The organism is Martinezella hainanensis, assembly GCF_900094555.1.
Taxonomy (GTDB): domain Bacteria; phylum Pseudomonadota; class Alphaproteobacteria; order Rhizobiales; family Rhizobiaceae; genus Rhizobium; species Rhizobium hainanense.
Genome location: NZ_FMAC01000009.1, coordinates 215090 through 229947 on the forward strand (window position 1 = coordinate 215090; position 14858 = coordinate 229947).

Consider the following 14858-nt stretch of genomic DNA (forward strand, 5'->3'; position numbering starts at 1 on the left):
ACAGAGATGACACTCATGGGTTTCTGGATAGCAAGTGCCGTTGGATTGGCGATTGCCTATTTCTTCGGCTCCATACCCACGGGCTACCTGGCGGGGAGACTGCTCAAGGGCATCGATATCCGTGAGCATGGTTCCAGATCGACGGGCGCGACGAACGTATTGCGGATCCTTGGGAAATGGCCGGCCTTGGTGGTGCTCCTGGTCGATGTGCTGAAAGGTGCCGCGGCCATCGTCTTCGCCCGTTGGTTCTATGCTTGGCTACAAACACTGCCAACCGCGCTTGATCTGCAGAATCAGCAAAATTGGGTTCCCTGGACTGTTTGTCTGGCAGGATTTGCTGTGCTGCTGGGGCATAGCCGCCCGATTTGGTTGAACTTCAAGGGCGGCAAGTCAGTCGCGACCGGGCTCGGTCTGCTGCTGGCGATATCCTGGGCAACGGGTCTAGCCGCTCTGGCGGTTTTTGGCCTCGTGCTGGCTGTTTTTCGGATTGTCTCCCTTGGTTCGATCCTCGCGGCCTTGACGGCGATAGCGCTCATCTGCAGCTTGGACCAGCCGTTGCCCTATCGGCTGCTGGTGATTGCAGGCGGCCTTTATGTGATCATACGCCATCGGGCCAACATACAACGGCTGCTGGCAGGAACGGAGCCTCGCCTCGGGCGCAGTGCCGTGCTCCAGAACTGAAACAGGATCGCACATCCAGCGCGGGCGATCCCGTTTGCCTTGGCTAGCTTATCTCAAATGTCGAGCTGATAGGTTTTCGGAATGTAGCGGAAGCCTTCCGGCTGCTTTTCGACGAAGCCGACGGCGGGGAAAGGCATGTGGAAGCCGAGGAAAGGAATGCGATCGGCGGCGATCATGTCGAAGATGCGGCGGCGGGTCTTGGCGGCCTGTGCCTTGTCCGCATCGAAGCGAACTTCCCAATCCGGACGGCCGAGCGACAGGACATAATGGTTGGCGGTGTCGCCGGTCATGACCAGCTGCTTGCCGGCGGATTCGAGATGAAAGACGAGATGGCCGGGCGTGTGGCCGGGCGCCAGCATGGCAGTCATGCCGCTGACGATCCGGTCGCCATCCCTAAGGAAGGTCATCTTTTCGGCGAAGGGTACGACATTGGCGAGCACGGCCTTGTGACCGCCTTCCGCCGGCGTTCCCTCGCGCGCCTTGTCAGTCCAGAACTCGTACTCGATCTCGCCGGCGACATAGCGAGCGTTCGGAAAGGCCGGGGCGCCGTCCTCCATCAGTCCGTTGATGTGATCGCCATGCAGATGCGTCAGGGCGACGACGGTCACCTGCTCCGGCGTATAGCCGGCAGCCTTCAGCCCCTCGCGGAAACGGCCGAGACCACGGGCACGGCCAGCCGCACCAAAGCCCGTATCGACGACGATCACGTCGGAGCCGTTATCGATGATGGCCGGCGTATAGCTGTTGACGAACTTTTCCGTCGGCAGGAAATTCTGCTCCAGTAGTTTGCGAACGGTGTCCGGCGTCTGGTTCGAGCCGAAGGTCTCCCAAGGGTTATCCATGACGTTGGCGCCGTCCTTGACGACGGTGATGGTGCAGGATCCCAATTTGAACTGGTGCGTATCCGGGGGCAGGACGGCAGTCATGAACTCACTCCTTGTGTTGATGCGCAGCGTAAGCTGCGCCTATCGGCATCGCCGGCGGCAACGGCCCGGAAGGTCATCGTCCTCGACCGGAATTTTGGTCATGACAAGACAATCCAAATCCGCTAATAGACCGGACGACGTTTTATGCGTTTAGCATTTCCATGCTCTTAGCATATGTCAAATCCTGCATTCCACCCCGTGTGGCAGTGGATATCACGAAGACGTGATCCCCAAGCCTTGATGGAGCAAAATCCGGGATTGGCAGCTGCCTCGCATAGGACTACAGAGCGGCTGATCGCCCTGCAGCGCCGTGCGCCACATGTGACGCGCAATGGTCGCTGTAGCACTTTCAGTCTGCTGAATAATTCCTCAAATCGATTCCGATTTGAGGAATTATTCAGTGGGCGGCAGCCTTCCCGAAGACAGACCTATCGAGGCAGATGCCTATGAATCGCATCGTTCCATTGATCCTCGCCGTAGCCCTTTTCATGGAACAGATGGATTCCACCGTCATCGCGACAGCGCTGCCGGCCATCGCCAATGATCTCCATGTCGGCCCGATCACACTCAAGCTGGCACTGACCTCCTACATGGTGTCGCTCGCCGTCTTCATCCCGATCAGCGGCTGGATGGCCGATCGCTTCGGCGCGAAGAACATCTTTCGCATCGCCATCTGCATCTTCGTCATCGGCTCCATCATGTGCGCGGCCTCCGGCGGCCTCCTGGAATTCGTCTTTGCTCGCTTCCTGCAGGGCGTCGGTGGCTCGATGATGACGCCGGTCGGACGCCTCGTGCTGGTGCGCACCACACAGAAGAGCGATCTGGTTTCGGCCATGGCGCTGCTCTCCATTCCTGCACTTGTCGGTCCGCTCGCCGGCCCGCCGCTCGGCGGCTTCATCACCACCTATGCCTCCTGGCACTGGATCTTCCTCATCAACGTTCCCGTCGGCATCCTCGGCGTCATCCTGTCATCGATCTTCCTGCCCGACGTGGAAGCGACCATGCCGCCAAAGCTCGACTTCATCGGCTTCCTGCTGACATCCTTCGCGGCCTCCGGCGTCGTCTTCGGCATGTCCGTCATCAGCCTGCCGGCGCTGCCGCCCTATATCGGCATCTCTGCCGTCGTCATCGGCTTTATCTGCGGCTTCCTCTATATCGGCCATGCACGCCGTCACCCGGCGCCGATCCTCGACCTCACGCTGTTGAAAAACGCCACCTTCCGCGCCTCGGTGACCGGCGGCACACTGTTTCGCATCTGTATCGGCGCCATGCCCTTCCTGACACCGCTGATGCTGCAGCTCGGCTTCGGCCTCAATCCGTTCCAGTCCGGCCTCATCACCTTTGCCGGCGCCATCGGAGCGATTTCCACGAAGTTCATTGCACGCCGCGTCTTCACCGCCGTCGGCTTCAAGACGGCGCTGTTGTCGGCCGCTGCGATCACCACCATCACCACGATCTGCACCGGCTTCTTCCAGCCCTGGACGCCGCATCTCGTCATCGTGGCCATATTACTGATCGGTGGCTTCTCGCGCTCGTTCTTCTTTACCGGCATCAATGCACTGGCTTTTGCCGATATCAGCGACAAGCAGGCAAGCCAGGCGACATCGATGAGCTCGGTCATGCAGCAGATCAGTCTGGCGCTCGGCGTGGCCGTCGCCGCCATGATCCTGGAAGCCTCGACCTTCTTCAGCGGTACGGAGTTGCAGGTGCGCGATTTCCATATCGCCTTCTTCTGCATCTCGATCCTGACCGTCGTTGCGACCATTCCGTTCATCCGGATGGATCGCAGCGCAGGCGCCATGGTCTCCGGCCACAAGGCCGGCCTCAAGCGCGTTGCGGCACTCCAGCCGCAGGTTCAACAGCCGGCCGCGAAGTGATGATATGATCCTCGCTATGCTTCGACCAAGCCGAGGCATAGCGAAGGTTTCGTCGATTTATTGATTAAGGATCGCCGGGTTTAGCGATCGGTGACGGCGTCTTCTTCCGTCTCGCCTTCCGGCTTCCGGCCCTTGAAGCCCTTCGCCAGCAGGAACATTTCCACCGACTCGGCTCTCGATGCGCCGGGCTTCACATGGATGACCTGACGGAAATTCTGCTTCAGGAAGGTCAGGAGATCGCGCTCTGTGCCGCCCTGGAAGGTCTTGGCAAGGAAATGCCCACCCTCGGCCAAGACTTCGACGGCGAAATGCGCCGCGACTTCGCAAAGGTGCATGGTCCGCAGATGGTCGGTGCGGTGATGGCCCGTCGTCGGCGCCGCCATATCGGAGATCACGAGATCCGGCGTGCCGCCAACGGCATCGATCAGCCGCTGCGGCGCGGCCGGATCAAGGAAATCGAGCTGCAGGATGCTGACACCCGGGATCGGTGCCATTTCGAGAAAGTCGATAGCTGCGACGCGGATATCCTCTTCGGTCGAGTCCGTCACCTTGGCGGCGATCTGCGACCAACTGCCCGGTGCCGCACCCAGATCGATGATCCGGCGTGCGCCCTTCAGGATGTGATGCTTCTCGTCGATTTCCAGCAGCTTGAAAGCGGCGCGGGCGCGATAACCCTCAAGCTGCGCGCGCTGCACATAGGGATCGTTGATGTGCCGCTGCAGCCATTGCCGCGACGAGGCCTTCAGCTTCTTTTTCTTGACGCGCTGGCCGAGCTTGCGGCCCGTGCGGTTGCCGGCGATAGTTGGCTTGGTCACGTCTGCGGCCCCTTCATATCCCTCGGTCGATGACCCCGGCGCGAGCGGCCTCGCCGCCAGACGCCATCGTCTGCCATCATATCGGTCAGCAATCCCTCGCGCAGGCCGCGATCGGCAACGCGCATGCGCGGGCTCGGCCAACGGCGGCGGATCGCCTCCAGAATGGCGCAGCCCGCCAGCACCAGATCGGCGCGATCCGGCCCGATGCAGGGATTGGCGGCGCGGCCGGCAAAATCCCAGGACAACAGCTTGGCCTGCATCGCACTCACTTCATCGTCAGACAGCCAGACGCCGTCGACCCTGCGACGATCGTAGCGTGGCAGATCGAGATGGACGCCGGCAAGCGTCGTCACCGTGCCCGAAGTGCCGATCAGATGAAAATCCCCACTATCGCGCGCCGCGCCATGGACCGGCGGGCAATCGAAACGCTCGAGCATGCGCTGGACTTCGCAGACCATCGTCTCGAACAGCTCGGGCGTCACGTCGCGTCCGCCATGCCGCTCAGAAAGCGTCACGACGCCGACGGGCAGCGAGGTCCAATGGGTGATGTGATTGGCAAGTCGGCTGGAGCGGTTGTCACCGATACGGATGACGGCGATTTCCGAGGAGCCGCCGCCGATATCGAACAGCACGACCGAGCGCGCCTCCGGCCCGACGAGCGACGAGCAACCGGAAACGGCAAGCCGTGCCTCGGTCTCGCGGTCGATGATCTCCAGCCGCAGTCCGGTCTCTTCGGTCACCCGCGAAAGAAACGCTTCGCCATTGTCCGCGGCGCGGCAGGCCTCGGTCGCGATCAGCCGCATGCGGCGGATTTCGCGTGTCTTCAGCTTGGCGGCGCAGATGCGCAGCGCTTCCACGGCGCGATCCATGGCGTCGGTCGACAGGCGCCCGCTGGCCCCGAGCCCCTCACCGAGGCGCACGATGCGGGAAAAGGCATCGACGACGCGGAATTGACCTGGGCGGGTCGGCTGAGCGATCAGCAGGCGGCAATTGTTGGTGCCGAGGTCGAGGGCGGCATAAAGGTCGAGCGGACGGGAATCGGCGTCGGCATAATGATGATGCCCCTGGCCTTCACGCCGTGGCTGCGATTGCCGGTTCTGGCGGTGATCGTCATGGGCTGGAGCATGCGCGTTCGAAGGCGCATTAGCGGGTGCGACGATCTGCGCCGTCTTCTCATGCACCAGCGGTCGACCTTGTAGCCCACGCTTGCTGCGATGCTTGCGCCGGCTCTTGCCGCTCTTGTGCGAAGATGGATGGCCATGATCCGGCGAAGCACGATGCTCCGTCGGTGCCGAAAGCTGTTGTGTCTGGAAAGCAGGTTGCCCGTCATTTTGAGCTGCGCCGCGCGCACGACGTCGACGCTTGCGCTTTCTGGCCGGAGAACCGGCCTCATCCTCTACTGGGCGTTGCGCCACCTGGCTGGACTTGCCTGCCTGGCTGGCCTCCGCAGAATGAGCGTTCGGGCGGCCGTGACCGCGCTTGCGCTTCGCGCGCCGGGAGGATTTACCCTTCCTGCGCTCTGCTGCCGACGCCCCGTCTGCCTGCGGCGCTGGGCCGCTGTCGGGGTCACTCACGTATCTTTTCCACCGCGCCGCGCAAGGCCTTGGAGGCATGCTGCTGGCACTCGTTCGATTTTCGTTGGGCAAAGAATACCAGCAGGATGGGTTTTCGCCAAATTCTTTTTGAATTACGCCAATTTGGCGTTGGCCGAAGCAGCCCTCAGGCGATCAGATGCGCCCTGACATCAGCTGCAAGTTGCTGCATCCGGTCGATCGGCGCATGGCCGATCAGCATGAAGGCATGGGTGGCGCTCGACCAATAGACGACGTTCATGCCTTTGCGATTTTCCATGTCCGGCGCAGCAACACCCTTGGTGGATTGGACGATGCAAAGCGCCATGGGACCGCTTTCCGGATCGAGATAGGCGATCTGTGCGAGCGGCTTGCTGTCATAATTCAGGATCTGGGCACGTTTGAACTCGACATCAGGCATGGCAACAGCTTCGGGCGCCAGTGGCAGATCCAGTTTGGCTCCGACCTCATTCAATTGTGCAACCTGTTGCGCATGATCACCAGCCGGAGCGCTCAGCGTATCAGCCGTATAGAGCGAAAGATATTCCGCAACCACGGCACGCCATTCCGCATCCTCGTCCGGCTTCGAAAGCCGATGGCCGATGCCGATCACGGCGCGGTCGACGGCAATGGCGGCGACGAAGCTTGCGGCCATTGCGGTGAGGAAACCGCGGCGACCGATGCGAGCATCGCGGACGTTGCTCTCCTGCGTCGAGGGAATGGCGGCAAGCATGGCGTCCAGCCTTGCAGCCGGCGCTTCGGCAAGCATCGGCTGAAACGCATCCGTGAAGGGCAGCGTGCCGCGCGACAGGAAATCGAAACGCTCCGCCACGCGCTCATCGCTGGCGATCAGCCCCTCGATCCTGTTGCGGTCGGCAGCATTCAGCTCGCCATCGATGAAGGCGGTGAGCTGCTCGTCCGTGACCATCTGTCCTTTGTTCAATTCAGTCATTTCCATTCCCCAGTCGCCCACCTCCGGACGCTTTTCCGTCAGCCGCCGCCATGCCTTCAGCGAGTTTCGCCCGCGCCGCCGCCAGCCGGCTCATGACCGTTCCGATCGGCACATCAAGAACTTCGGCCACCTCGCGATAGGAAAGCCCTTCGACATAGGCCAGGAATACGGCAGTGCGCTGCGCCTCCGGCAAGGCTTGCACGCGCTGCAATACCTGCCCGGCGAGAACATGCGTTTCGGTTTCCCGCGCGCCGTCAAACACCAGCGACTCGTCGGCATCGACGAAGCCCTGCCCCATACGCACCCGGCGCGAACGGATCTCGTTCAGCCATATCGAATGCAGGATGGCAAACAGCCAGCGGTCGAGCCTCGTGCCGGCGGTAAACTGCGCCGCCCGCTCCAAAGCCCTGACGCAGGTCGCCTGCACGAGATCATCGGCCACGTCACGCTGGCGCGACAGCACCACGCCATAACGCCACAGCCGCGTCAGGTGCTGGGACAGGCCTGCCCTGATATGCTCTTCGCTCGCTATGGCATCCTCCGCGGCATTCGCACATCCGGAAGCCGCCGACCTTTTCGACGGCTCCGTTGCCATCAGACTATAAGCAGAAATCGCGCTACGAGCGACCGGCATCACTCCCATATCCCTCGCAAAGCTCCCTGCTTATGCCTCACCTTCGATCCCGACCGACCTTAGAGGCTGGACGGGTTCATGATCGCGGCGTGAAGGTCACGGTATTCCTCGCAGCTTGTATTGCCGCAAAGCGTCTTGATCGTGCTCAGCTGATCCTTGGCGAGATCCATCTGGCCCTTGATGACATAGGCTTCGCCGAGATATTCGCGAACGAGCGTGTACTTCGGGTCCATAGCGACGGACTTCTTGTAGTAGGAAATACCCTCATCCGTGCGGCCGAGCTTGCGGGTGACATAACCGCGGTAGTTCAAGGCCTCAGCCGTATTCGAGTTCTTCATCGTGTCCAGAACCGCCAGAGCTTCCTCGTAGCGATGATCCTTCTTGGCGAGCGAATAGGCGTAGTCGGCGCGGTTTTCATCGGTGACGTTGGCGCTCTGCTGCTTGACGCATTTCTTCGCCTTCTGATCGTAGATCTCGCCCTTCTTGCAGGTCGGCGTCGTGCTCGAATCGTCGCCGGCGGCAAAGACGGGAACGGCGAAAGCGCCGAGGGTCAGGCTTGCACCGAGAGCGATGGAAGCCAGGCGAAATGCTTTGGTCGTCATGGACTGTCTCCTTGGCAAAATGAACGTTGCGAGGAGAGAACACACCGCCTGCACATTTTATTCGGACGGTGCTCTAAATTTTTTCGGCGCGTTCCATGTCGGGATGCCGTCACTCTTTTGTGACCGCTCCTGCATCGAATAGACCGTCGCCATCGCGTGTTTTCGCAACATGCCCCTCAAGGGCGCAGGAGAAACTCGTGACCGATACCGTCAAACTTCTAAGCCTCGCCGTCGCGACGCCGGATAACATCATCCTCCAGACCGATGCTGCCGAGACGGCAGCCCGTCTGTTCTCGGACCGCTTTCAGGACTTCAAATATCTTGCCCGCGTGTTCGAGAGCACGGGCATTCGCAAGCGCCACGTGGCGCGGCCGCTGTCTTGGTTCGAAGAGCCGCATGGCTGGCAGGATCGCATGGCCGCCTATACGGAGGTGGCCTCCGAGCTTTTCCGCCGTTCGGCAACGGCGGCGCTGCAACGTGCCGGTCTCGAAGCCAGTCAAGTCGATTGCATCGTCACTGCATCGTCGACCGGGCTTGCGACGCCGAGCCTTGAGGCGCGGCTTGCGGGCGAGATGGGCTTCCGCTCGGATATCGAACGCGTGCCGATCTTCGGGCTCGGATGCGCTGCCGGCGTATCCGGCCTTGCCGTCGCAACGAAGATGGCCAGAAGCCGGCCGGGAGCCGTCGTGCTCTTCGTTGCGATCGAACTCTGTTCGCTCGCCTTCCGCCTGGACGAACTGACCCGGCCTAATATCATTGCAACCGCCCTGTTCGGAGATGGAGGGGCGGCCTGCGTGCTCAGGGCGGGCGAGAGCGGCATTGCGGAGATCGAATCGACGGGCGAACATCTTTTCCCCGACAGCCTCGGCATCATGGGCTGGAAGATCGATGACACAGGCTTCGGCATCATCCTCGAACAATCGCTGCCGGTCTTTGCCGAGACGCATCTGAGGAACGCCGTTGCCGGCATTCTGGAGCGCTCCCGGCTGTTGCTCTCCGATATCGACCGCTTCATCTGTCATCCGGGCGGCGCCAAGGTGCTGTCGGCCCTCGAGAAGTCGCTCGGTCTTGAAGATGGTTCGCTCGATATCGAGCGCGAGGTGATCGGCGACTACGGCAACATGTCCTCGCCCACCGTGCTGTTCGTGCTGGAGCGCGCCATTGCAGCCGGCTTGCCGGAGCGCTCCGCGCTCCTCGCCATGGGGCCGGGATTTTCGGCAAGCTGCATTACCCTGAGGAGGGTCGCCTGATGCTGTGGCCTTCGATCACGCTTCTTGCCTTCGTGACGCTGCAGCGGCTGGCGGAGCTCATATATGCTCGGCACAATACTGCCTCCCTGCTTGCCCGCGGCGCTAGAGAATATGCCCCAGAGCACTATCCCTTCATGGTGGCGATGCATGCCGCCTGGTTGATCGGATTGTGGTTCTTCGCCATCGGCCGGCCGGTCGATCCCGGCTGGTTTCTGCTGTTCATGCTGCTGCAAGGGCTGCGTCTCTGGGTGCTGGCGACGCTTAGGGAGCGCTGGACGACACGCATCATCATCTTGCCCGGTGCAGCTCTCGTGACCACTGGCCCCTATCGCTTTCTCAACCATCCCAACTATGCCGTCGTCATCGGCGAGATCGCCGTGCTGCCGCTTGCCTTCGGTATGCCGCTCTACGCCGCAGTCTTCTCAGCGTTGAACGGCATCATTCTCGCCATCCGCATCCGGGCTGAAAATGCCTGTCTCAGACAGAGTGCGGGCTGATCCGCACTTTTCCATTGCGCCGCTAAAATTTGGCAGGCATTTTCGATGCTTAGAGCGCGTCCCGGCTATGTCGAAGGACCGGGCGGCAATGCAATGAGCATGCGGATAGCAGGGTAAGATGACAAAGGACGCAATCGTTCTCGGCGCAGGCATCGTCGGCGTTTCGACGGCAATCCATCTGCAACGGCGGGGACGACAGGTTGTCCTCGTCGACCGGCAGCCACCGGGCCAGGGAACATCCTTTGGCAATGCCGGGCTCATCCAGCGCGAAGGCGTGGTGCCCTACGGTTTCCCGCAGCAATTCGGCCTGCTGCTGCGCTATGCTTTCAACAACCGCATCGACGCGCATTACCATTTGCGGGCGCTGCCCGCACAGATCGCCTTCCTCGCCCGCTATTGGTGGAACTCCAACACCAAGCGCCATGAGATGATTTCGCGCGCCTATGCGCCGTTGATCGAACATTCCGTCAGCGAGCACAACGACCTCATCGAGGCCTCGCATGCCGAAGAGCTCATTCGCAAGAACGGCTGGGTCGAGCTGTTTCGCTCGAACGAGAAGCGTGACGCGGAGTTTGCCGAGGCCGAACGCCTCTGTCGCGAATTCGGGATCGGTTACGACGCCTTGAGCAGTGCGGAGATCACGGCCGCCGAACCGCACTTGAGGGGCAACTTCGCCGGGGCATTGCGCTGGCGCGACCCCTGGTCGGTGCTGGACCCGCATGGGCTGACATCAGCCTATCGCCGCTATTTCGAAAGTATCGGCGGCCGCGTGACGACGGGGGATGCCGTCTCGCTCGGCATGGCCGGTTCCGCCTGGAGAATGGTGACGGCGGAAGGATCGATCGAGGCGGAGGATGTCGTCGTCGCACTCGGCCCCTGGGCCGATATCGTGACGAAACGCTTCGGCTATGCCTTTCCGCTCGGCGTCAAGCGCGGCTATCACATGCACTATGCCGCCGAGGGCAATGCCGTCCTCAACAACTGGACGCTGGATGCCGAACGCGGCTACCTGCTGGCGCCGATGAGCCGCGGCATTCGGCTGACCACCGGCGCCGAATTCGCCCTGCTGGATGCGCCGAAAACACCGGTGCAGCTCGACCGTGCCGAGGCCGTCGCCCGCACCGTTTTCCCGCTTGGCGAACGGCTCGATCCGGAGCCCTGGATGGGTGCGCGCCCCTGCACCCCTGACATGATGCCGATCATTGGCAAGGCCCCGCGCCACAACGGCCTTTGGTTTGCCTTCGGCCATGCCCATCATGGCCTGACGCTCGGGCCGGTGACCGGCCGCGTGCTTGCCGAACTCATCACCGGCGAGACGCCGTTCATCGACATTTCCGCCTATGCTCCGGGCCGGTTTGCGCCGTAAGCCTATGATTTAGAGGATAGCCTTGAGGCTTTTGACAGAAGCGTCGACGATCTCCCCGATCGTCGCGTCGATGCCCACTGTGACGACGCCAGGTTCGCCCGTAGGCACTTCCAGCGTCTGCAACTGACTTTCGAGCAGCGAAGCTGGCATGAAATGCCCCTTTCGCTCACCCATGCGCTTCGTCAGCAGCTCCTTCGAGCCATCGAGATAAATGAAATAGAGATGGCCGCCGGCAGAAGAGCGCAGGCGCTCGCGATAAACCCGCTTCAGGGCCGAGCAGGAAACGGCGATCCCCTCGCCCTTGGCAAGGCTTGCGGTGATTTCCCGGCCGATCCGTTCGAGCCAGGGCCACCGATCCTCGTCGGTCAGCGGAATGCCCTTGCTCATCTTCTCGACATTGGCGGCCGGATGCAGCGCGTCACCTTCGATGAAATGCACACCGAGCCGAGCCGCGACACCCTCGCCGATCGAGGATTTGCCGCTGCCGCTCACACCCATGACGATGATGGCGAGGGGTGTCTTGGATTGTTCATTCATACTGTTTTCTGCCTTGGACCATGGCCGATAGGAATAGTCAGGCAGAAGCTACCACTGACGCATCTCAGTGCCTGGCCCCTCACCCTAACCCTCTCCCCGTAAACGGGGCGAGGGAACGACCCAGCATGCCAATCAGCGTCCAGGGTTAGGACAGAGCCAATTCTGCGCGAGGCCGGCCCCCTCTCCCCGCATGCGGGGAGAGGGCTGGGGTGAGGGGCCAGGCAGAAAGGCGCGGCAAAGCGACATCTGCCCGATTCGCAACTTGGATCAATCCAGCGGAAAGAAACAGGAAAATTTATGCGTTCCCTCGCCCGCCAGTTCCGGTGCGACTTCACGGCACTTGTCCTGGGCACGCCAGCAGCGCGGATTGAAGTGGCATCCCTTCGGCGGATTGAGCGGCGACGGCAGCTCGCCTTGCAAACGGATGCGGTTTTTCTCGCGATCCGGATCGGCGATCGGCGTCGCCGACAGAAGGGCGGCCGTATAGGGATGGCGCGGCCGGCTGAAGACCTCTTCGGCCGTGCCTGTTTCGACCGGGCGCCCCAGATACATCACCATCACATCGTCGGCGATATGGCGGACGACAGAGAGGCCGTGCGAAATGAAGAGATAGGCAAGCCCCATCTCCTTCTGCAGGTCCATCAAGAGGTTCAGCACCTGCGCCTGGATCGACAGATCGAGTGCGGAGACCGGCTCATCGAGCACCAGTACCTTCGGCCGCAGCATCAGGGCGCGCGCAATGGCGATACGCTGGCGCTGGCCTCCGGAGAACATATGCGGATAGCGATCGTAGTGTTCGGGACGCAGGCCGACGCGCGCCATCATCTCCTCCGCCTTGCGGCGGCGGGTGGCGGCGTCGTCATCCGTGTTGATCTTCAGCGGCTCTTCAAGGATCGAGCCGACCTTCTGGCGCGGGTTGAGCGAGCCGTAAGGGTTCTGAAACACGATCTGCACGGCGCTGCGCAGGCTGCGGTCGCCAAGCTTGGCGGGCTTGCCATCGATCAGCAATTCGCCAGCCGTCGGATTTTCGATCATCGTCACCAGACGGGCGAGCGTCGACTTGCCGCAACCGGATTCACCGACGACGGCGAGCGTGCGGCCCGACTGCAGGCTGAAGCTGACGCCGTTCAGAGCCTTGACGGTGGCTTCCGGTTTGAAGCTGCCACGCTTGACGGTGTAGAAGCGGGCGAGATCGCGCCCTTCGAGAACAGCGCCGGTCATGCGGCACCTCCTGCTTTTTGCGTGGTGACAATGCCGGGATGACCGAGCGGCTTGCCATGTTCCAGCGGATAGTTGCAAAGGGTCAGGCCGAGTTCGGCGCCCTGGCGCTTGACGCCCCTGTCGCATTCCGGCGTTGCAAAGGAACAACGTGGCGCAAAGAGACAGCCCGTCGGCCGATCATGCTGACCAGGAACGACACCGGCAATCGACGGCAGGCGCTCGCCGACTTCGGCACGCTCCGGCAGGGCCGAAAGAAGTGCTGCCGTATAAGGGTGATGCGGATCGCGGAACAGCTCCTTGACCGGCTGCTCCTCGACCTTCTGGCCGGCATATTGCACCTGCACGCGCTCCGCCGTTTCGGCAACGACGCCCATGTCGTGGGTAATGAGCACGAGCGCCATGCCCTGCTCCCTCTGCAGGCGCACGAGCAGATCGAGAATCTGCGCCTGGATCGTCACGTCGAGCGCGGTGGTCGGCTCATCGGCGATCAGGAGCTTCGGATTGCAGGCAAGCGCCATGGCGATCATAACGCGCTGGCTCATGCCGCCCGACATCTGATGCGGGAAGTTCGACAGGCGATCTTCCGGTGCCGGAATGCCGACGAGCTTCAAAAGCTCGATGGAGCGCTCGCGGCGTGCCTTGCGGTCGAGGCCCATGTGAATGCGGAGCGTCTCGCCGAGTTGGAAGCCGACCGTGAAACACGGATTGAGGCTCGACATCGGCTCCTGGAAGATCATCGCCATGTCCTTGCCGATGATCTTGCGTCGCTGACGCGAAGAGATGCCGCGCAGGTCCTTGCCGTCGAACATCATGCGGTCGGCGGTGATCTTCGCCGTCCATGGCAGAAGGCCCATCATGGCAAGCATGGATACCGATTTCCCGGAACCGGATTCACCGACGATCGACAGGATTTCTCCCTTGTCGCATGTCAGCGAGACGCCGTCGACCGCCCGGAACAGGCCGGACGAGGTCTGGAATTCAACGGATAGGTTTTCAATATCGAGGAGTGCCATTACGACCTCTTCAGCTTCGGGTCGAAGGCATCGCGCAGGCCGTCGCCCATCAGATTGATGGCGAGCACCGTGATCAGGATGCAAAGACCGGGGAAAGTAACGAGCCAAGGGTTGCTCTGGAAGAATTCACGCGAGTCCGCGAGCATCGTGCCCCATTCCGGCGTCGGCGGCTGGGCGCCCTGGCCGAGGAAGCCGAGCGCCGCGGCTTCGAGAATGGCCGCCGAGAAGGCGAGCGTCGCCTGCACGATCAGCGGACCCAGACAGTTTGGCAGGATGGTCTTGAACATCAGTCGCAAAGGCCCGGCACCAGCAACCCGCGAAGCGATGACATATTCCTTGTCACGCTCGGCCATGACGGATGCGCGCGTCAGACGAACGAAATGCGGCTGGTTGACGATCGAGATCGCGATCATCGCATTGATCAAACCCGGGCCGAGGATTGCCACGAGCACCAGGGCGAGCAGCAGCGACGGAACCGCGAGGATAATGTCCATGACGCGCATGATGATCGTATCGATAGAGCCGCGGGCATAGCCGGCGACAAGTCCGATCAAAATGCCGACGATCGCCGAAAGCGATGCAACGACGAGGCCGATGAACAGCGAGAAGCGCGTGCCGTAGATGAGTCGCGACAGGAGATCGCGTCCGTTGGCATCGGTGCCGAGCAGGAAACTGCTGTTGCTGCCCTCCGCCCAGGCGGGCGGCAGGCGCTGCATATCGCTGCCGTAGGCAATATCGGGATTATGCGGCGCTACGAGACCGGCGAAGATCGCCAGAAACAGGACGAAAAGGAAGATCGCAAGGCCGATGACGGCGCCCTTGTTGCGAGAGAAATAATACCAGAACTCCGCAAGAGCGGAAGGACGATCGGATTTGACACTAACCGTTTTGACGCTAACCGTGCTCATGGGCCGCT

The 14858-nt window shown here is 61.8% G+C and carries 15 protein-coding genes; 5 read left to right on the plus strand and 10 right to left on the minus strand.

What is annotated here, in order from left to right:
- Positions 1-15 precede the first annotated feature (15 nt).
- Positions 16-681 carry a glycerol-3-phosphate 1-O-acyltransferase PlsY gene (gene plsY / locus GA0061100_RS25840; protein WP_075855687.1) on the plus strand — a complete coding sequence of 222 codons (666 nt, stop codon included), beginning with the start codon at positions 16-18 and terminating at the stop codon, positions 679-681.
- Between the two features lie 53 nt (positions 682-734).
- Here the strand turns inward: plsY and GA0061100_RS25845 are convergent, their stop codons facing one another.
- Positions 735-1607 (minus strand): MBL fold metallo-hydrolase, encoded by an 873-nt coding sequence (locus tag GA0061100_RS25845; RefSeq protein WP_075855688.1) that lies wholly within the window; start codon positions 1605-1607, stop codon positions 735-737.
- A gap of 446 nt (positions 1608-2053) precedes the next feature.
- On the opposite strand from GA0061100_RS25845, the gene GA0061100_RS25850 reads away from it, so the two are divergent.
- Complete coding sequence (locus GA0061100_RS25850; protein WP_075855689.1) at positions 2054-3484, plus strand: MFS transporter; 1431 nt, start codon at positions 2054-2056, stop codon at positions 3482-3484.
- A gap of 80 nt (positions 3485-3564) precedes the next feature.
- Here GA0061100_RS25850 and GA0061100_RS25855 read toward each other — a convergent pair whose 3' ends face one another.
- The 5 genes from GA0061100_RS25855 to GA0061100_RS25875 all read right to left on the minus strand — a co-directional run bounded on the left by GA0061100_RS25855 (position 3565) and on the right by GA0061100_RS25875 (position 8058).
- The gene (locus GA0061100_RS25855; protein ID WP_075855690.1) at positions 3565-4299 is read right to left on the minus strand and encodes an RlmE family RNA methyltransferase; all 735 of its coding nucleotides are present in this window, start codon (positions 4297-4299) and stop codon (positions 3565-3567) included.
- The gene (locus GA0061100_RS25860) at positions 4296-5873 is read right to left on the minus strand and encodes a Ppx/GppA phosphatase family protein (protein WP_075855691.1); all 1578 of its coding nucleotides are present in this window, start codon (positions 5871-5873) and stop codon (positions 4296-4298) included. Before GA0061100_RS25860 ends, GA0061100_RS25855 begins: the two co-directional genes overlap by 4 nt.
- Before the next feature lie 145 nt (positions 5874-6018).
- Positions 6019-6822 (minus strand): anti-sigma factor family protein, encoded by an 804-nt coding sequence (locus tag GA0061100_RS25865; RefSeq protein ID WP_208621580.1) that lies wholly within the window; start codon positions 6820-6822, stop codon positions 6019-6021.
- The gene (locus tag GA0061100_RS25870; RefSeq protein WP_075855692.1) at positions 6815-7456 is read right to left on the minus strand and encodes an RNA polymerase sigma factor; all 642 of its coding nucleotides are present in this window, start codon (positions 7454-7456) and stop codon (positions 6815-6817) included. Before GA0061100_RS25870 ends, GA0061100_RS25865 begins: the two co-directional genes overlap by 8 nt.
- A 59-nt stretch (positions 7457-7515) precedes the next feature.
- Complete coding sequence (locus GA0061100_RS25875) at positions 7516-8058, minus strand: tetratricopeptide repeat protein (RefSeq protein ID WP_075855693.1); 543 nt, start codon at positions 8056-8058, stop codon at positions 7516-7518.
- 197 nt (positions 8059-8255) lie between these two features.
- Here GA0061100_RS25875 and GA0061100_RS25880 point away from each other — a divergent pair, with 197 nt between their 5' ends.
- From GA0061100_RS25880 to GA0061100_RS25890, 3 genes are all read left to right on the plus strand, one after another.
- Positions 8256-9308 (plus strand): type III polyketide synthase, encoded by a 1053-nt coding sequence (locus GA0061100_RS25880; RefSeq protein ID WP_075855694.1) that lies wholly within the window; start codon positions 8256-8258, stop codon positions 9306-9308.
- Complete coding sequence (locus tag GA0061100_RS25885) at positions 9308-9805, plus strand: isoprenylcysteine carboxyl methyltransferase family protein (protein ID WP_075855695.1); 498 nt, start codon at positions 9308-9310, stop codon at positions 9803-9805. Before GA0061100_RS25880 ends, GA0061100_RS25885 begins: the two co-directional genes overlap by 1 nt.
- Before the next feature lie 118 nt (positions 9806-9923).
- The gene (locus tag GA0061100_RS25890; RefSeq protein WP_075855696.1) at positions 9924-11171 is read left to right on the plus strand and encodes an NAD(P)/FAD-dependent oxidoreductase; all 1248 of its coding nucleotides are present in this window, start codon (positions 9924-9926) and stop codon (positions 11169-11171) included.
- A gap of 9 nt (positions 11172-11180) precedes the next feature.
- Here GA0061100_RS25890 and GA0061100_RS25895 read toward each other — a convergent pair whose 3' ends face one another.
- From GA0061100_RS25895 to GA0061100_RS25910, 4 genes are all read right to left on the minus strand, one after another.
- Entirely contained in the window at positions 11181-11708 is a 528-nt protein-coding gene (locus tag GA0061100_RS25895; RefSeq protein ID WP_075855697.1) for a gluconokinase, read from the minus strand.
- Between the two features lie 267 nt (positions 11709-11975).
- Positions 11976-12929: a peptide ABC transporter ATP-binding protein gene (locus GA0061100_RS25900; RefSeq protein WP_075855698.1), complete on the minus strand. Its 954-nt coding sequence runs from the start codon at positions 12927-12929 to the stop codon at positions 11976-11978.
- Entirely contained in the window at positions 12926-13942 is a 1017-nt protein-coding gene (locus GA0061100_RS25905; RefSeq protein ID WP_075855699.1) for an ABC transporter ATP-binding protein, read from the minus strand. The genes GA0061100_RS25900 and GA0061100_RS25905 overlap by 4 nt, the downstream gene beginning before the upstream one ends.
- On the minus strand, positions 13942-14850 hold the full coding sequence (locus GA0061100_RS25910; protein ID WP_075855700.1) for an ABC transporter permease subunit: 909 nt from the start codon (positions 14848-14850) through the stop codon (positions 13942-13944). The genes GA0061100_RS25905 and GA0061100_RS25910 overlap by 1 nt, the downstream gene beginning before the upstream one ends.
- Positions 14851-14858: the final 8 nt, after the last annotated feature.